The organism is uncultured Streptomyces sp. (assembly GCF_947488945.1).
GTDB lineage: Bacteria > Actinomycetota > Actinomycetes > Streptomycetales > Streptomycetaceae > Streptomyces.
Window position 1 is genome coordinate 80,010 of sequence record NZ_CANLBS010000005.1, and the last position, 16,294, is coordinate 96,303.

Here is a 16,294-nt window from a genome sequence, read left to right on the forward strand (position 1 = left end):
GGGCTGTCCGCACGACTGCAACGCGGTCTTCACGGAAGGTCTCGCCGTTCGTCCGGATTCGCCCCGACTCCGATGCCTCACAAGGGATGTGACGGGCCGTCAGGCGGCTGTCAGATGCGGAAGACCGATCCGACGAACTCGGTGAGGAGCCGCTCCTTGAGGGGCTGCGGCAGGGCGTCGAGCAGCACCAGGACGGGCGCCGTGCGGGCCGGCAGCCCGGCGTCGCCGTCGAGGCCGGCGAAGGCCAGGACTGCCGCCACCTCGTCCGGGCCGAGCGTCGCCGGATCGAGGCCGCCGGCCAGTGCGAGGACCGCCGGATCGACGGTGACCGGTGGCAGCGCGCGGGCCGCCGACAGCGCTTCGGCGAGGTCCTTCAGCAAGGCGTCGACCCGTCCGACGGTGGCGGGGGTCAGCGTCAGGTGCAGATTGGGCGGCAGACCGTCGAAGGAGAGCTGGGGCTGGAGGTACCAGCCGCGCCCGCGCATCTCGTCGGCGAGGTGGAGAAGCAGGCTCAGGTCGGGACGGCCTCGCCCGGCGGTGGCGTCGTGCCCGGCGGCGCCGGTGACGGTGAACGCGACGAGTCCGGCGGCCGGTTCACCGAGCACCCGCACGCCGTCGGCGGAGCGCAGACCCGCCAGCAGCCGGTCGGACGCCTCCCCGACCCGTGCGGCCAGGGCGGTGTAGCCGTCGTCGCCCACGTGCTGGAGCACCGCCCACGCCTGGGCGAGCAGCCCGCCCGACTTGGTGCCCTGGACGGTCGGGTTGACCACCGGGTAGCCGGGCCAGCCGGCGTGGGCGAAGTACTGGTGGCGGCGCAGCCCGGCGTCCCGGTACAGCACCACGGAGGCGCCCTTGTCCGCGTACGCGTACTTGTGCAGGTCGACGGAGAGCGAGGTGACACCGGGGACCGACAGGTCGAAGGGCGGCACGGGACGGCCGGTGCGCCGCAGGTACGGCAGCAGCCAGCCGCCGATGCAGGCGTCGACGTGGCACAGCACGCCCCGCCGGGCGGCCGCGCCGGCGATCTCGGCGACGGGGTCGATCACCCCGTGCGCGTACGAGGGGGCGGAGGCGACCACCAGGGCGGTGCGGTCGCCGATCGCCGCCCCGACGGCCTGGGCGTCGGCGCGGAACGTGGCCGGGTCGACCGGGACCACGACGGTCTCCAGGCCGAGGTAGTGGGCCGCCTTGTGGAAGGCCGCGTGGGCGGTGGAGGGCAGGACCACCTGCGGGGCGGTGACGCCGCGCTCCGCCCGCGCGTGGTCGCGGGCGGCCTTCACGGCGAGCATGATGCTCTCCGTGCCGCCGCTGGTGAAGGTGCCCTGCGCGCCGGGCGCGCCGAGCAGCGCGGCCACCGCCCGCACCAGGTCGTTCTCCAGCCGCGCGACGCTGGGGAAGACCGTGGGGTCGAGGCCGTTGACGGTGGCGTACGCCGTGTACGCGGCGGCGGCCAGCTCGTCGAGGCCCTCCAGTCCGGCGTCGTAGACGTAGGCGAAGGTGCGTCCGCCGCGGGTGGGGGCGTCGGCGGCGCGCAGCCCGCGCAGTTCGGCGAGCACCTCGTCGGCGGGGCGCCCGGCGGGCAGCGGTCGGGCGGGTTCAGTCGGCACGGTCGGTCTCTTCCTGCGCGGGTGCGGAACGGGGCTGTGCGGGTGCGGAACGGGACGGGGGCCGGGCGGCGGTCCGTTTCCGGGGCGCGGGCACGGGGGCGGCGTGCGGTGCGGTCCGCTCCCCGGGGGCGGGCTCCGGGGCGACGGGGGCCTCGCGGTAGCGGTGCAGGAGCCACAGGGCGGACGCGGCGAGCAGCGCGGGCAGCACGCTCATCCCCGCCTCGATGCCGTGCAGCGCGGACGCGGGCTGGGCCACCCGGTGGTCGGCGTCGGAGGACCGGAAGCCGGTCACGGACAGGACGAGGGCGAACACCCCCGCGCCGAGGGCGAAGGCCAGGGTCTCCGCCGCGGTCCACAGCCCGGTGAAGGTCGCGGCCCGCCGCCTGCCGGTCCGGGCGAGGTCGGCGGCGAGGGTGTCGGCGAGCATGGTGAGCGGCAGCAGTTGGAGGCCCGCGTACGCCACTCCGACGAACACCACGGCCGGATAGGCCACGGCGGGTCCGGCCGCCGGGGTGAGGGCGAGGAGCAGGGCCCCGGCGACGAACAGCAGCGACGCGCACCACTGGGCGCTCTTCACCCCGTGCCGGCGGGCCAGCCGGTTCCACAGCGGCATGACGAGGACGAGCGGGCCGATGAGACAGGCGAACAGCGGGGTGACCGCGCCGGACGAGCCCAGGGTGTACGTGGCGAAGTACTGGACGCCCGCGAGCATCACGCCGACGGCGAGCGCCTGCAGGGTCCACATGCCGGCCAGGAAGAGGAAGGGCCGGTGGGAGCGGGCGACGGCCAGTTGTTCCCGCAGCGAGGGTTCGGCCTCGCTGCGGGCCACGGACGGGGCCCAGCGGGTGGTGAACCAGGCGCCGAACATTCCGGCGGCGAGCAGCAGCGCCACCGCGATCCCCATGGCCCGGTAGCTCGCCGGGCTGTCGCCGTCGGCGTGCGCGATCGCCGGGGCCAGCGCACCGGAGAGCAGGATCGCGACGCCCAGGAAGCCCACCCGCCAGCCCAGGATCCGGCCGCGTTCGGCGGGGTCCTCGGTCATCTCGGCGGGCATCGTCACGTACGGCACCTGGAAGACCGCGTACGCGGTGGCGGCCAGCAGGAAGAACACCGCGACGTAACCGGCGGCGGCCGCACCGCGCAGCGGCGGGGCGGCGAAGGTCAGCGCGAAGAGCGGCGGAAGGGTGCAGGCGCCGAGGAGCAGGAACGGCCGTCGCGGACCGCCGCGCAGCCGGCTGCGGTCGGAGGCCGCGCCGACCAGCGGGTTGATGAGCACGTCCCACGCCTTCGGCAGGAAGACCGCCGCGCCGGCGACGGCCGCGGGCACGGCCAGGACGTCGGTGAGGTAGTACAGCAGGATCAGTCCGGGGACGGTGGCGAAGGTGCCGGTGCACAGGGAACCGAGCCCGTATCCGATGCGCACCCGGCGCGGCAGGCGCGGGACCGGCTCGTGGCCCGCGCGGAGGTCTGCTGACATGCGGCAGATCATCGGCGACCCCACGAGCGGGCGGCAAGGGTCGTGCGTGACGGCGGTATGAACTCTGCGGGTGAGGAGGCGCTGCGGCCCGGCCGGACCGGGGACGGAGCCCGGCCGGGAGGGGCGCGCGGGCAGGGGCGGGCGGTGAGCGGGGCGGGCGTGGGGTGCGCGGGGCGGGGCGGCCGGCGGGGTGCGCGGGGACGGCGGGTGCGCGGGGCGCGGCGGTCATTCCGCGGCGAGGGCCCTCAGCCGGGGTGCGACCTCCTCACCCACCCGGAACGCCTCTTCCAGGTGCGGGTAGCCGGACAGGACGAACTCCTCGGCGCCGAGCCTTCGGTACTCGTCCAGCCGGGCCGCTACCTCGTCGTGGGAGCCGACCAGGGCGGTGCCGGCGCCCTCGCGCACCAGGCCGATCCCGGCCCAGAGGTTGGGTGACACCGTCAGCCGCCCGGCGTCGGTCGAGCCCGCGTGCAGCGCGGTCATCCGCGCCTGCCCGGTGGAGTCCATCCGGGCGAAACGCTCCTGGGTCGCCCGCACCGCCTCCGGGTCGAGACCGGCGAGGATGCGGGCGGCCTCGCCCCACGCCTCGTCGGCGGTGTCGCGGCTGATGACGTGCAGGCGGATACCGAAGCGCAGCGAGGACCTGCGGGCGCGCAGCCGGCCGATGCGGGCGGCGATCGCGGCGGGCGGCTCGCCCCACAGCAACTGGACGTCGGCACGCCGTACGGCGACGTCCTCGGCCGCCGGGGAGGCGCCGCCGAAGTAGAGCGGCACCGGATGCCGGATCGCGGCCCCGGTCAGCCGGGCGTTCTCGATCCGCAGGTGGGCGCCCTCGTGGTCGACGCGCTTGCCGTCCAGCAAGTCCCGCAGCACCGACATCAGTTCGTCCGTGCGGGCGTAGCGGGCGTCGTGGTCGAGGTGGTCTCCGTAGGCCCGCTGCTCGGCCGGGTCTCCGCCGGTGACGATGTTGAGCCGCAGCCGTCCGCCCGCGAACCGGCGGAAGGCGTCGGCCTGTTGAGCGAGGAGGGTGGGGCTCGCGAGGCCCGCGCGGAAGGCCACCAGGAAGCCGATGCGGTCGGTGTGCTGGGCCAGCGCCGAGGTCAGGATCCACGGATCGACGCAGCCGAGCCCCACCGGGGTGAGCAGGGACGCGAACCCCGCGTACTCGGCGGCGCGGGCCACCTGCGTCAGGTAGCCGATGTCGGCGGGGCGCCGGGTGGCGGCCTCGGAGCGGGCCTGGACGGCGGTGACGCCGCCGGGGTCGCGGCCGTCGCCCCCGGTCGGCAGGAACCAGTGCAGCAGCAAAGAGCTTTCGGACATTTAGGACCTCGCATGGGTGAAGGACAGCGGGTGGAGGCGGAAGGGCGCGGCGGCACGGGAGACGCCGGCCTCCGGCGGAGGAGCGCGGGCCGGGAAGGGCGGCGGGGTGCGTGACCCGTCAGCGGCGGGCGGTACGGCGGCGGGCGCGACAGGAGCGGCCGGTCGGACGGGCCGCCGTCGGCGCGCAGGACGCGTCCGTGTGCCTGCGGGATACGGGTACGGGCGCCATGCGCGCATCCTGACCGGCGCTCCCGGCGGCGCACAAGGACGCGTCCGCGATGCGGACCGGGCCTGCCGGTGGCGGAGGGCCCCGGTCCGGCGGACTCGGCGCGCGGCCCGGAGGGTGCGCACCGGCTGCCGGGCCGGCGCCGGGAGCCGAGCCGACGGGCCGGGCCGGGGCGCCCGCCGCCGGCGCGTCGCGGGGCCGGCGGGCGGCTCGGGCGGAGCGGATCAGGAATCGAGAAGCGGGGCCCGGAGGGCGCGGCTAGCGTGTGGGCCGTGGAAAGCCGCCGGAGACCGCCGCGACGGCCGCCACGCCCGACCGGATGGAGAGACATGACCAGGGGCACCAGCACCGGGACGCGGAACGCCGCGCCGCACGTCGCCGACAGCCACGAGGTGATCCGTGTGGTGGGGGCGCGCGTGAACAACCTCAAGGACGTCAGCGTCGAGATCCCCAAGCGCCGGTTGACGGTGTTCACCGGGGTGTCCGGTTCCGGCAAGAGCTCGCTGGTCTTCGGCACGGTCGCCGCGGAGTCGCAGCGGCTGATCAACGAGACGTACAGCAGCTTCGTCCAGGGGTTCATGCCGACGACGGCACGTCCCGAGGTGGACGTGCTGGACGGCCTGACGACCGCGATCATCGTGGACCAGCAGCGGATGGGCGCCGACCCCCGGTCCACGGTCGGCACCGCGACCGACGCGAACGCGATGCTGCGCATCCTTTTCAGCCGGCTCGGCGAGCCGCACATCGGGTCTCCGCAGGCGTTCTCCTTCAACGTCGCCTCGATCAGCGGGGCGGGCGCGGTCACCATGAACAAGGCGGGCCGGACCGTGAAGGAGCGGCGCGACTTCAGCATCACCGGCGGGATGTGCCCGCGGTGCGAGGGGCGGGGATCCGTCTCGGACATCGACCTGACGCAGCTCTACGACGATTCCAAGTCGCTGGCCGAGGGCGCCTTCACGATCCCCGGCTGGAAGTCGGACAGTTTCTGGACGGTCCGGACCTACGCGGAGTCGGGCTTCCTCGACCCGGACAAGCCGATCCGCAGGTTCACCGAGAAGGAGATGCACGACTTCCTCCACCGGGAGCCGGTCAAGGTGAAGGTGGAGGGCGTGAACCTCACGTACGAGGGGCTCATCCCCAAGATCCAGAAGTCGTTCCTCTCCAAGGACCGGGAGGCGATGCAGCCGCACATCCGGGAGTTCGTGGACCGTGCGGTCACCTTCACCACGTGTCCGGAGTGCGACGGCACCCGCCTCACCGGGGCGGCCCGTTCGTCGAAGATCGCGGACATCAGCATCGCCGACGCCTGCGCCCTGCAGATCAGCGACCTGGCCGCCTGGGTCCGCGCACTCGACGAGCCGACGGTGGCCCCGCTGCTCGAGGCGCTGCGGCAGACCCTGGACTCGTTCGTGGAGATCGGGCTCGGATACCTGTCGCTCGACCGTCCGGCCGGAACCCTGTCCGGCGGCGAGTCCCAGCGCGTCAAGATGATCCGTCACCTCGGGTCCTCGCTCACCGACGTGACGTACGTCTTCGACGAACCCACGATCGGGCTGCACCCGCACGACATCCAGCGGATGAACGAACTGCTGCTGCGGCTGCGGGACAAGGGCAACACCGTGCTGGTGGTGGAGCACAAGCCGGAGACGATCATGATCGCCGACCATGTGGTCGATCTCGGCCCCGGCGCGGGAACCGCCGGCGGCGAGGTCTGCTTCGAGGGCACCGTGGACGGGCTGCGCCGCGGCGGGACGGTCACCGGCCGGCACTTCGACGACCGGGCCGCCGTCAAGAAGGAGGTGCGCAGGCGCACCGGGGCGCTGGAGATCCGCGGGGCGTCCACGCACAACCTCCAGGACGTGGACGTGGACATCCCGCTCGGCGTGCTGACGGTGGTCACCGGGGTGGCCGGGTCCGGCAAGAGTTCGCTGGTGCACGGGTCGATCCCGGCCGGCGAGGGGGTGATCTCCGTCGACCAGAGTGCGATCCGGGGCTCGCGGCGCAGCAACCCGGCGACGTACACCGGGCTGCTCGACCCGATCCGCAAGGCGTTCGCCAAGGCCAACGGGGTCAAGCCCGCATTGTTCAGCGCCAACTCCGAGGGCGCCTGCCCCACGTGCAAGGGGGCCGGGGTCGTCTACACCGACCTGGCGATGATGGCCGGCGTCGCCACCACCTGCGAGGAGTGCCAGGGCAAGCGGTTCCACGCCTCGGTGCTCGACCACCGCTTCGGCGGCCGCGACATCAGCGAGGTGCTCGCGATGCCGGTGACGGAGGCCGAGGAGTTCTTCGGGGGCGGGGAGGCGCACACACCGGCCGCGCAGCGGATCCTCGGCCGGCTCTCCGACGTGGGTCTCGGCTACGTCAGCCTGGGCCAGCCGCTGACCACCCTGTCCGGCGGCGAGCGGCAGCGGCTCAAGCTGGCGACCCACATGTCGGAGAAGGGCGGCGTCTACGTCCTCGACGAGCCGACGGCGGGGCTGCACCTCGCGGACGTCGAGCAGTTGCTGGGTCTGCTCGACCGGCTCGTCGACTCCGGGAAGACGGTGATCGTGGTGGAGCACCACCAGGCGGTCATGGCGCACGCCGACTGGATCATCGACCTCGGTCCGGGGGCCGGTCACCACGGCGGCCGGGTCGTCTTCGAGGGGACCCCGGCCGACCTGGTGGCGGGCCGTTCCACCGTCACGGGCGAGCACTTGGCGCGGTACGTCGGCGCCTGACGGCCCCGCGGCCCGCCGGTCCACCCGGCGGGCCGGTGCGGCGCGTCCGGAGCGCGGTCCGGGTTCCCCGACGCGCAGGAGGGCACGGTCCTCCCCCGCGCCCCCCGCACGGCGAGGGGTCCGGTCAGTCGTCCTGCGTACCGGCCGTCTCCTGGAAGGCGACCAGCGCCTCACCGTGGGTCCTGGCCCATGCGGTGAGCGTTCTGATGGGCTCTTCCAGGGTGCGCCCCAGCTCGGTCAAGGCGTACTCCACGCGCGGTGGCGCCTCGGCGAACACCCGCCGCTCGACCAGTCCGCTGTCCTCGAGGCGGCGCAGCGTCTGCGTCAGGACCTTGCGCGAGACGCCTCCGATGAGTGCGACCAGATCGCCGTGGCGCACCGGGCCGTCGCTGAGGGCGAAGAGCGTGACCACGGCCCATTTACCGGCGATGGTCTCGATGGCGAGGCGGGCGGGGCAGTCGGCGAGGAAGACGGTTCCGGGACGGAGGCTCACGGGCCGAAGGGTACCTCCGGGTACCTGTCGGCTTCCTAACGTCGACTCCATGCAGTGCACCGCTCCCGGCGGGCGTCGGGGCCGGCCCGCGCAGCATCCGCCCGGCGGGGAAGCGGAGCACTGTGCGCAAGCCGTGCCACTCCACCCCGTCGTCGGACAGAAGGTCTCGCCATGTTCACGCTCTACGTCATCCTCGCCGTACTCATGTCGGCGGTGCTGCTGGCCTCGGCCCGCGCCAAGTTCACCCGGCCGGAGCGGCTGGTGGACCAGATGTCCACGCTCGGCCTGTCCTACCGCATATTGCCGTTCCTGGGCGTCGTCCAGGTGGCCGGCGCGGCCGGTCTCGTGGTCGGGCTCGGGTGGGGGGCTCTCGGCGTCGCGGCCGCCGCCGGTCTGACGCTGTACTTCGCCGGCGCGGTCGCCGCGCACCTGCGCGCGGGCGACTACCGGGGCGCACCCCCGGCAGCGGTCCTCACGGCCGCCGCCGTCGCCCTCGTCGTCCTGCGCGCCGCCGCCCTCTGACCGTCCGCCGCTCTCCCGCCCCGGGCACACCGGGGCCCCGCCGCCCCGCCCGCGCGTGGAGCGGGGCGGAGCGACGGGGCCGGGGGGCCGAGCGGCGCCGGGGCGCCGCGGGGAATCACATCAGGTCAGGTCGGGGTACTGGTTCCAGCCCCCGGTCCCGATCTGGACGCGCGCCTTGAACGGCGTCTTGGCGACGCCGGTGCCCGCGTAGAAGAACAGCTGGCCCTTGGAGTTGGAGGCCAGCAGGTCGGGGATGCCGTCCCCGTTGATGTCGCCCGGTGCGGCGAGGTTGGTGTACTGGCTCCAGCCGGCGCCACCCACCGTGATCCGCGTCCCGAAGGGCGCGGCCGCCTTGCCGGTGCCGGGGTAGAAGAACAGCCCGGCGGAGCTGCGGGCGATCAGGTCGGCCCGCCCGTCGCGGTTGAAGTCACCGGCGCCGACCAGCTTGTTGTACTGGCTCCAGCCACCGCCGCCGACCTGGACACGGCCCTTCATGGAGAGGCCGTCGCCGTTGCCCGCGTAGTAGTACAGCGCGGTCGAACTGCGGGCGATCAGGTCGCTCTTGCCGTCACCGTTCAGGTCACCGGGACCGACGATCAGGTTGTACGACTTGGAGCCGGCGGCCAGATCGGTGTCGTCCGCCGCGTAGGAGGCGGAGTTGTACAGGTGACCGTTGTACACGCTGTGCTGGATCAGGTCCGAGTCGCCCGTGCCCCGCAGCGAGACCACGTGGGACAGACGGACTTCGGAGCGGGTCCAGCCGGTGCCGATGAGGTACTTGGCCTCCAGCTTGCCGGTCCCGGTGCCCTCGTAGTAGTAGAGGGTGCCGTTTGCGGTGCGCGCGAAGACCCCGGACTTGCCGAACGAGGGCTGGGTGCCCCCGCTCGCGAACAGGGTCACGACACCCCAGCCGCCGCTGATCTTGGACCGGTCCAGGAAGGTACCGGTGCCCTTGCCGTCGTAGTAGTACAACGTGCCGTCGAAACCGCGGACCAGCAGGTCCGCGGTGCCGTTGCCGTTGTAGTCCGTGCCGCCGACGAGCTGGTTGTACTGGTTCCAGCCCGCGCCGCCGATCTGGATCCGGTCCTTGAACGGGTAGCCCGTGGAGCTGCCGTTGCCGGGGTAGACGTACAGACCGGAGGCGTTGCGGGTCACGAGGTCGGCCAGACCGTCACCGGTGAGGTCGTCCGCGCCCACGAGCTGGTCGAACTGGCTCCAGCCGGCACCGCCGACCTTGACGCCCTTGCCGAAGCCGGTGCCGGTTCCGGGGAACAGGTACAGCCCGGCGGTACTGCGGGCGAGCAGGTCGGGCTTGCCGTCACCGGACAGGTCGCCGGGTATGACGAGCTTGTTGTACGCCTGCCAGCCGTTGCTCAGGGTGGTGTAACCGGTCAGGCCGCCCTCGTACGTCGCGCTCGCGCCGTTGTGCAGGCGCAGCGCGCCCGTGGCGGTCAGGGTGAGCAGGTCGGGAAGGCCGTCACCGGTGAGGTCGCCGGGCAGCAGCAGGTCCTTGACCTGCGCGTCGCCGGCGGCGATGGCGGTGGTGCCGCCGTAGCCCCAGTCGACGTAGACCTCGCCGTAGTTCATGCGGTAGACGAAGTCGCCGGTCCCGTCGCCGTCGAAGTCCGCCCGCTGGGCGGGCGCGACGGCTGCGGAACGGGCCAGGGAACGGCCCTGCCGGGCTGCTGCCGGAGACTTGGGAATGCTGAACTCGGGCCGCTCGGCGGTCGGTCGCGGCGACGTCACCGTGCGGGGGACCTCACCGTCCGTGCCTGCCGCGTGCGCGGTGATCGTCAGCGAACCGCTGACGAGCAGCCCGGCGCAGCCGAGCACGGCCGCGGCGGCGGCGCGCCGGGGCCAGCGGCGCCCGGGTCTTGCGGGGTTGGGCATTCTGCCTCCATCGAGAAGAGAGAAGACTTCCGAGGAGGGCGGCAACAGGCCGGGCGGTGCCGCGGACGGCGAGACGCGAGACAGCCGTCGGCTCGGGGCACGACGGAACCACACTCCGCCCGATGGCGGAGCCCCTCCCCAGGGTCTGGTGCTAGATCTATCCCGCGCGGGGCCCTGTCGGCAAGTGCGTGGGCGCGGCATTGACGTCCGCGATCTGCACGGCCCCCTCTCGCGCTGCCCGCGAAGGCTCGGACCGGCCACGGACGCGGTCCGGGTGGACGGCCGTGCGGACAGAGAAAAAAGAAGGCGCGCGACCGGCCCCGTTCTGCGACCCTCGCACGATGACCAAAACAGATGATCTTCTGATCCGGCGGGCGGTCGAAGCCGATGCCGCGGGCATGGCGGAGGTCTGGCTCCGGTCCTTCACCGCGGCACTGCCGACCGTGCGCCGGGCGCACGACGACGACGAAGTGCGCGGCTGGTTCTCGGCGGTGGTGGTGCCGGAGCACGCATGCTGGGTGGCGGAGACCGAAGGCCCGTCCGTCGCCGGTCTCCTGGTGCTCGACGGCGACGAGGTCGAGCAGCTTTACCTCGACCCGGACTGGCGCGGCCGGGGACTCGGGGACCGACTGATCGCCTTGGCCAAGGAGCAACGGCCGGAAGGTCTGGTCCTGTGGACGTTCCAGGTCAACGCCCCTGCCCGGCGCTTCTACGAGCGGCACGGCTTCGTCGCGACCGAGCACACCGACGGCCGACGCAACGAGGAGCGGGAGCCGGACGTCCGGTACGTGTGGCGGCCGGCGGACCGGGGCTGAACGGCCCGCTCCGATCACTGCCGAAGCCCTGCGGTCACGGCGTCCGGGTGTGCCTGTCGGCCACGGCCTCCGGGGCGGCGACCCCCGTCGCCCCCTTACGCCGGTCAGGCCGCGAGGACCGGGCCTTCGCCCGCGTGCCGGGCGGCGGTCTGCCAGGCCTCGGTGACGGCCCGGTGGGCGGCGGCGGTGGCGGCGCGCCGGTCGGCGGGGAGCAGCAGGGGCGCGCCGACGTGGACGTGCAGGCGGGGCCGCCTGGCAGGGGCCGTCAGCAGGCCCGCGATCTGCTTCGCGGTGGAGCCGGAGGTGACCCGGCGCGCGCCGGCCTGTCCGACGGGCACGACCGGGGCTCCGGTCCGCTGCGTCAGCCGGGCGAGACCGCTGCGGAAGTTCTCCGGCGCGCTCTCCGCCGCGTCCTCCCGCAGCGGGAGCCGGCCCTCGGGGTAGAGCAGCACGTGCCGGCCCGCGCCGAGCGCCTCCTCCGCGCGTTCCAGCGCTTCGGCCGCGCGGGCGCTGCCGCGGTGCACGGGTACGTGGCCGCCGGAGGAGAGCAGCGTGCCGAGCAGCGGGACGCGCCAGAGTCCGGCCGCCGCGAGCACCACCGGTTCGACGCCGAGGCGGCGCAGCGCGGCGAGGACGATGCCGGGGTCGGCGAGGGAGGTGTGGTTGGCGACGATGATCGAGCCGGGGGCGAAGGCGGTCCGCTCGTCGGAGGTGACGGTGAGCCGGCCGAGGGAGGGCACGACGGTGGTGGCGATACGGCTGAGCACGGAAGACTCCTGCGGACGGGCTGCTGCGGAACGGCGGGACCGGGACTGCGGACCGGGACTGCGGAACGGTCCCCATCCTCCGGCGGCCGACGGTGGCGTTGCCTGAGTCCTCGTACTCATTCCGGCCGCCACGGTACTCGGCGGCCGACCGCACGACCCGCGGGGCCGGGCCGGCGGGCGGTCGGTTGCGGGGCCGGAACGCGGGGCACGGGGCGGGGCCCGGTACGGCGGGGGCCGCCCCGGAGCGCGTCGGCTCCGGGGCGGCCCGTCGGGCCGGCCGGCCGGGGGCGGGGCCCGCGACCGGTCGGCGGTGGGCGGTCAGCGGGTCAGCGCAGGCCGGCCGCGCGGACGATGGTCTGCGTGATCGTGTTGCCCCGGCCGTCGGTCGCCGTGACCCGGACCGTGAGGAACCTCGATCCGGCGGGAGCCCGCAGCTTGACCCGGGCGCCCTGCGACGAGCTGCTGATCGTGGCCCGCTGCCAGTGGGCCCCGTCGTCGTAGGAGAGGGCGACGTCCGTGGTGCGCAGCGCGGTACGGGGGCCGCCGGGGAGGTGCGACGGGGTGACCAGCAGGGAGGCGTTCCTGGCCGCCGAGCCGTGGGCGTCGGTGGGAAGGTCGTAGTCGAGCTGGACCAGGGGCAGTTGCCGCACCACCGCGGCGTCCCGGGCCGCCGTCGAACGGAACGTCCACTCGGTGCGGGTGCTGGTGGAGAACGGGTAGGAGCCGGTCCGGGAGGTGGTGGTCACCAGCCGGTAGACGGCCGGAGCGGCGGGCACGTCCGCGAAGAGGTATCCGCCGTCCGTGGTGGCGACGGGCTCACGTCTCCCGTCCCGGTACAGCTCCGTCGTCTGGGAGTTGGGGCCGTAGCCGGCGACGCCCGCGTGGTTCTCGCCCGAGTCGCCCCAGCCGGGCACGTACGCGGCGATCTCGTTCCCCTCGCGGCGCGGCAGGTCGATGCCGGTGTTGACGCGGGGGCGCTGGAACGGCCCGAACCAGGTGACGTCGGTGGTGCGGCCGGCCGGGTAGCGGAGCTGCTCGGAGTACTGGAGGGACTCCGGGCCGGTCTCCGGCGCGTACTCGTACGCCTCCTCGTACCAGCGGAAGGCGGGGTCGGTGGTGACGTAGTCGGTGCGGGCGGCCCCGGCGGTGGAGGGAACGGTCACGCCCTGGCGCATCGAGGCGTACGGCTGGAGGTCGAAGCGGTACTCGTCGACCGTGTGCGCCGGGTTGTTGCGGAACTCGACGTCCAGGGTCGCGAGTTGCTTCTCCTTCGGGGCGTAGGTGGGATCGGCCGGGATGTGGTCCCGCCAGGTCTTCACCAGGTCGTAGAGGTAGTCGGTGTCGGGGTGGGAGACGACGTGCATCGGGACGCCGGACGGGCCGGCCGAGGTGATCCGGGAGATCAGCTTCTCGCCACCGGTGGCGGAGAGCCCGGCCACGGCGAGCGGGGTGCGTCCGAGCGGCTCGTAGAGCCGGCCGTTCTCGTCGTTGACGATGAGCAAGAGGGTCACGCCGGCGGCCTCGGCCGCGTCGATCTGTTCGTCGTCGTCGCCGCGCCGCACGACGACGGCCTTGCCGGCGGTGTCGAGACCCGCGTAGTCGGCGGGGAGACCGGCGCCGGCGAACACCGCGCGCATCGTGGTGTCGGTGGCCGGCAGGAGGGTCGAACCGGGCTGCGTCCAGAGGTCGTCGAAAACCTGGTCCCCCGACGTCAGGGCGAGCGGCGGCTGCTTCTTGCGCCAGCGCAGGGTGGTGACGGTCTCGCCGTCGGTGACCTTCGGCGCCTGCTGGAGCCAGGTGGAGTCGAAGCCGGTGCCGACGGTGAGCGAGGTCGCCACCGCCTCGCCCGTGTCGAAGGACCTGAGGTAGTCGATGCGGCCCTGGTTGTCGGCGGTGCTCGGCCGGGGCGTGACGGCGCGGCTCTCGTGGAGACCGGGACCGCCGAGGATGGCGGTGGTGTCGGCGTGGACCTCCACCGAGGGAGCGTTGAGCAGTGCGAGACCGCGGGAGGAGGCGCCGTGCACCCCCTTCACCGGGGCGAAGCCCCACAGGGCGTAGGTGCCGGGCTGGACGATGACGTCCATGACACCGTTGTCGGCGTACGCGTAGCCGTATCCGCTCTCGCCGCCGCCCTCGCGGAGGTACTCGACGAGGACGTCGGCGGTCAGCGGCGAGCCGTCCTTCTCCCGGAGTTCGGCCCGCAGGTGGTAGGGCTTCTCCCGGGTGCTGACGCCGAGCAGGGTGCGGGTGGCGACCGCGCCGGAGACGGAGCCGGTGACGCGCCCGGTGAAGCGGTGCGCCGCGGGTGCGGCGTCCAGGTGGGTGGTCACGGTCGCCGACGCGGTGCCGCGGGCGGGCACGGTCAGCCGGCCGGTGGACAGGGTGAAGAGGTCGGCCGGGGCGCCCGGGGCGTCCACGGCGAGGTCGACGGTCACCGCGTCGGCCGCGGTGTTGGTCCACTCCACCGTCTTCACCACCGTCTCACCGGGCGCGCCGCCCAGCGAGTGGATGCCGGCGTCGACCGCGGCGGTGGCCGACAGGGTGGCGGTCGTGGCGGCGACCGCGTCGACCCGGCCGTTGCCACCGTCGTCGACGGAGAGGGCGGGGGTGGGTTCGGCCGTGCTCACCAGGGCGTTCTTGAGCTGCTGCCCGGTCCAGTGGGGATGTGCGGCGGCGAGCAGGGCGGCGGCCCCGGCCACGTGCGGGGTGGCCATCGACGTCCCGCTCATCGTGGTGTAGCTGCCCTCGCCCTCCCAGGCGAGCCGGGAGCGTGCGGCGAGCACGTCGACGCCGGGTGCGGTGATCTCAGGCTTCAGGCCGTCGTCGCCGAAGCGCGGCCCGCGGCTGGAGAAGTCGGCCAGGGCGTCGGACGTGTCGACCGCGCCCACGGTGAGCGCCGCGGAAGCCGTTCCTGGCGACCGTACGGTGTGGTCGCCGGGGCCGGAGTTCCCTGCCGCGATGGTGAACAACGCACCGGTCTCCGCGCTGAGTTCGTCGACGGCACGGCTGAGCAGGTCGGTGCCGTCGCTGGGTTCGTCGGAGCCGAGGCTCATGCTGACGACTTTCGCGCCGACGTCGCGGGCGGCCCACTCCATGCCGGCGATGATCCAGGAGTCGAGCCCCGAACCGCCGTCGCTCAGCACCTTGCCGACGTGGAGCGAGGCGCCGGGTGCGACGCCCTTCTCCCTGCCGTCCGAGGCGGCGCCGCTGCCGGCGACGGTGGAGGCCACGTGCGTGCCGTGGCCGTGCCCGTCGTCGACGCTCTCGCCGGGGACGAAGCTGGACGAGGTGGCGACGGTGTCCCGGAGGTCGGGGTGCTCGACGTCGTAGCCGGAGTCCAGCACGGCCACGTCGACGCCCTTGCCGGTGTTGCCGCCGGCCCAGATGTCGGGCGCGCCGATCTGCGCGGTGGTGTCGGCGAGTTGGGCCTCGGCCTTGCCGTCGAGCCAGACCTTGTCGACGGAGCCCGCGAAGAAGGGGGCGGAGGGCGCCGTGCGGGCGGTCGGTGCCTCGGCACCGCCGGTCAGCGCCGCCCAGAAGTCCCCGGCCCCGTCCCGGTCCTCGGCGAGCGCCGCGCCGCCGACGCTGCTGAGCGGACGTACCCCGGACGCCTCGTCGGGCAGGGTCGCGGCGAGCCGCTCGGCTCCCCGCGCGGCGGTGGCGGCCCGGTCGTAGGTGACGATGAGGGGCAGCTGGTCCATGTGCGCGTCGTCGTAACCGTCGGCGATGAGCCGGGTCACGTTGAACAGGCGCTCGTCGAGCTTGCCGGAGGCCAGGTAGCGGGCGGCCGAGCGGGGATGGACGTACGTGTCGCCGCCCCGCGTCGTGATACTGGCGTCCGCCTCGCCGCCGTCCGGCCCGACGACGGATATCGCGGCCGGACCGCTGCCGCGCCGGGTCACGGTGACCCGGTCGCCGGTGAGGAGAGTGACGGTCGCGGTGGATCCGGTCCCGGCGGAGGCGGAAGCCGTCGCCGCGGAAGCGCGGGAGGGGTGAGGTGCTGCCGCGCCGGCCGTCTGCGGGATCGCCGCGGTGATCAACAGGGCTGCGCCGATGACCGACAGGCGGAGCCTGCCGGGAGATGTGTGGGTCAAAGGGTGTCCTCGACTCGCGGGTTGTACGGTCGAGCGCGAAACCTATCCGGGCGGCGGTGGCCTGGTAAGGGCGTCGCGGCGGGCTCCCCAGGACGGGTAACGCGGCCGAAACGGGCTCACCGCTGAGCGGTCGCCGCGACGGCGGACACCATGATCCTTTGTGCTGGTGCGGCCCCGGTTGCGCGGTTTCGGCACCCCCCGGCCCCGGCCAAGGATTTACCTGCGATTTACGGCTTCGGGGCGGGCGGACGGCGCCCGCTCCGCGGTGGTTCCTGCGCATACGCGGCACTCGGGTCCGCAAGCGCTTGCCGGAGGCGCGGCACGGACGATGTGGCGGCCCCCGCGGTCGGGGCCGCACTC

Annotated in this window: 10 protein-coding genes; 3 read left to right on the plus strand and 7 right to left on the minus strand. The window is 73.9% G+C overall.

The genetic code is table 11. The annotated features are described in order from the left end of the window. Positions 1 to 110: 110 nt before the first annotated feature. The 3 genes from Q0994_RS09270 to Q0994_RS09280 all read right to left on the minus strand — a co-directional run bounded on the left by Q0994_RS09270 (position 111) and on the right by Q0994_RS09280 (position 4,404). A complete protein-coding gene (locus Q0994_RS09270; RefSeq protein WP_299531460.1) occupies positions 111 to 1,607 on the minus strand; it encodes an aminotransferase class V-fold PLP-dependent enzyme in 1,497 nt (498 codons plus the stop codon). Next, positions 1,597 to 3,084 (minus strand): MFS transporter, encoded by a 1,488-nt coding sequence (locus Q0994_RS09275; protein WP_299531462.1) that lies wholly within the window; start codon positions 3,082 to 3,084, stop codon positions 1,597 to 1,599. The genes Q0994_RS09270 and Q0994_RS09275 overlap by 11 nt, the downstream gene beginning before the upstream one ends. Positions 3,085 to 3,309: 225 nt before the next feature. Continuing rightward, a complete protein-coding gene (locus Q0994_RS09280) occupies positions 3,310 to 4,404 on the minus strand; it encodes an LLM class flavin-dependent oxidoreductase (protein ID WP_299531464.1) in 1,095 nt (364 codons plus the stop codon). A 555-nt stretch (positions 4,405 to 4,959) separates the two neighbouring features. Here Q0994_RS09280 and Q0994_RS09285 point away from each other — a divergent pair. After that, on the plus strand, positions 4,960 to 7,353 hold the full coding sequence (locus Q0994_RS09285) for an excinuclease ABC subunit UvrA (protein WP_299531467.1): 2,394 nt from the start codon (positions 4,960 to 4,962) through the stop codon (positions 7,351 to 7,353). Between the two features lie 124 nt (positions 7,354 to 7,477). On the opposite strand, the gene Q0994_RS09290 is transcribed toward Q0994_RS09285, so the two are convergent. Next, positions 7,478 to 7,897, minus strand: a complete 420-nt coding sequence (locus Q0994_RS09290; RefSeq protein WP_299531470.1) for a helix-turn-helix domain-containing protein — start codon at positions 7,895 to 7,897, stop codon at positions 7,478 to 7,480. Between the two features lie 120 nt (positions 7,898 to 8,017). On the opposite strand from Q0994_RS09290, the gene Q0994_RS09295 reads away from it, so the two are divergent. Beyond that, positions 8,018 to 8,368: a DoxX family protein gene (locus Q0994_RS09295; RefSeq protein ID WP_299531473.1), complete on the plus strand. Its 351-nt coding sequence runs from the start codon at positions 8,018 to 8,020 to the stop codon at positions 8,366 to 8,368. Between the two features lie 120 nt (positions 8,369 to 8,488). Here Q0994_RS09295 and Q0994_RS09300 read toward each other — a convergent pair whose 3' ends face one another. Next, the gene (locus Q0994_RS09300; protein WP_299531476.1) at positions 8,489 to 10,258 is read right to left on the minus strand and encodes a VCBS repeat-containing protein; all 1,770 of its coding nucleotides are present in this window, start codon (positions 10,256 to 10,258) and stop codon (positions 8,489 to 8,491) included. Positions 10,259 to 10,599: 341 nt separating this feature from the next. Between Q0994_RS09300 and Q0994_RS09305 the strand changes: the two genes are divergently transcribed. Further along, the gene (locus Q0994_RS09305) at positions 10,600 to 11,073 is read left to right on the plus strand and encodes a GNAT family N-acetyltransferase (RefSeq protein ID WP_299531479.1); all 474 of its coding nucleotides are present in this window, start codon (positions 10,600 to 10,602) and stop codon (positions 11,071 to 11,073) included. A 104-nt stretch (positions 11,074 to 11,177) separates the two neighbouring features. Here the strand turns inward: Q0994_RS09305 and Q0994_RS09310 are convergent, their stop codons facing one another. Both Q0994_RS09310 and Q0994_RS09315 read right to left on the minus strand, forming a co-directional pair. After that, positions 11,178 to 11,840 (minus strand): 1-acyl-sn-glycerol-3-phosphate acyltransferase, encoded by a 663-nt coding sequence (locus tag Q0994_RS09310; protein WP_299531482.1) that lies wholly within the window; start codon positions 11,838 to 11,840, stop codon positions 11,178 to 11,180. 326 nt (positions 11,841 to 12,166) lie between these two features. Next, complete coding sequence (locus tag Q0994_RS09315; RefSeq protein WP_299531485.1) at positions 12,167 to 15,934, minus strand: S8 family serine peptidase; 3,768 nt, start codon at positions 15,932 to 15,934, stop codon at positions 12,167 to 12,169. Between the last annotated feature and the right edge of the window lie 360 nt (positions 15,935 to 16,294).

Bases quoted from the DNA above. Each gene is read 5' to 3' on its own strand.
- Q0994_RS09275 (WP_299531462.1), bottom strand. From the start codon at position 3,084: ATGTCAGCAGACCTCCGCGCGGGCCACGAGCCGGTCCCGCGCCTGCCG.
- Q0994_RS09280 (WP_299531464.1), bottom strand. From the start codon at position 4,404: ATGTCCGAAAGCTCTTTGCTGCTGCACTGGTTCCTGCCGACCGGGGGC.
- Q0994_RS09285 (WP_299531467.1), top strand. From the start codon at position 4,960: ATGACCAGGGGCACCAGCACCGGGACGCGGAACGCCGCGCCGCACGTC.
- Q0994_RS09290 (WP_299531470.1), bottom strand. From the start codon at position 7,897: ATGGAGTCGACGTTAGGAAGCCGACAGGTACCCGGAGGTACCCTTCGG.
- Q0994_RS09295 (WP_299531473.1), top strand. From the start codon at position 8,018: ATGTTCACGCTCTACGTCATCCTCGCCGTACTCATGTCGGCGGTGCTG.
- Q0994_RS09300 (WP_299531476.1), bottom strand. From the start codon at position 10,258: ATGCCCAACCCCGCAAGACCCGGGCGCCGCTGGCCCCGGCGCGCCGCC.
- Q0994_RS09305 (WP_299531479.1), top strand. From the start codon at position 10,600: ATGACCAAAACAGATGATCTTCTGATCCGGCGGGCGGTCGAAGCCGAT.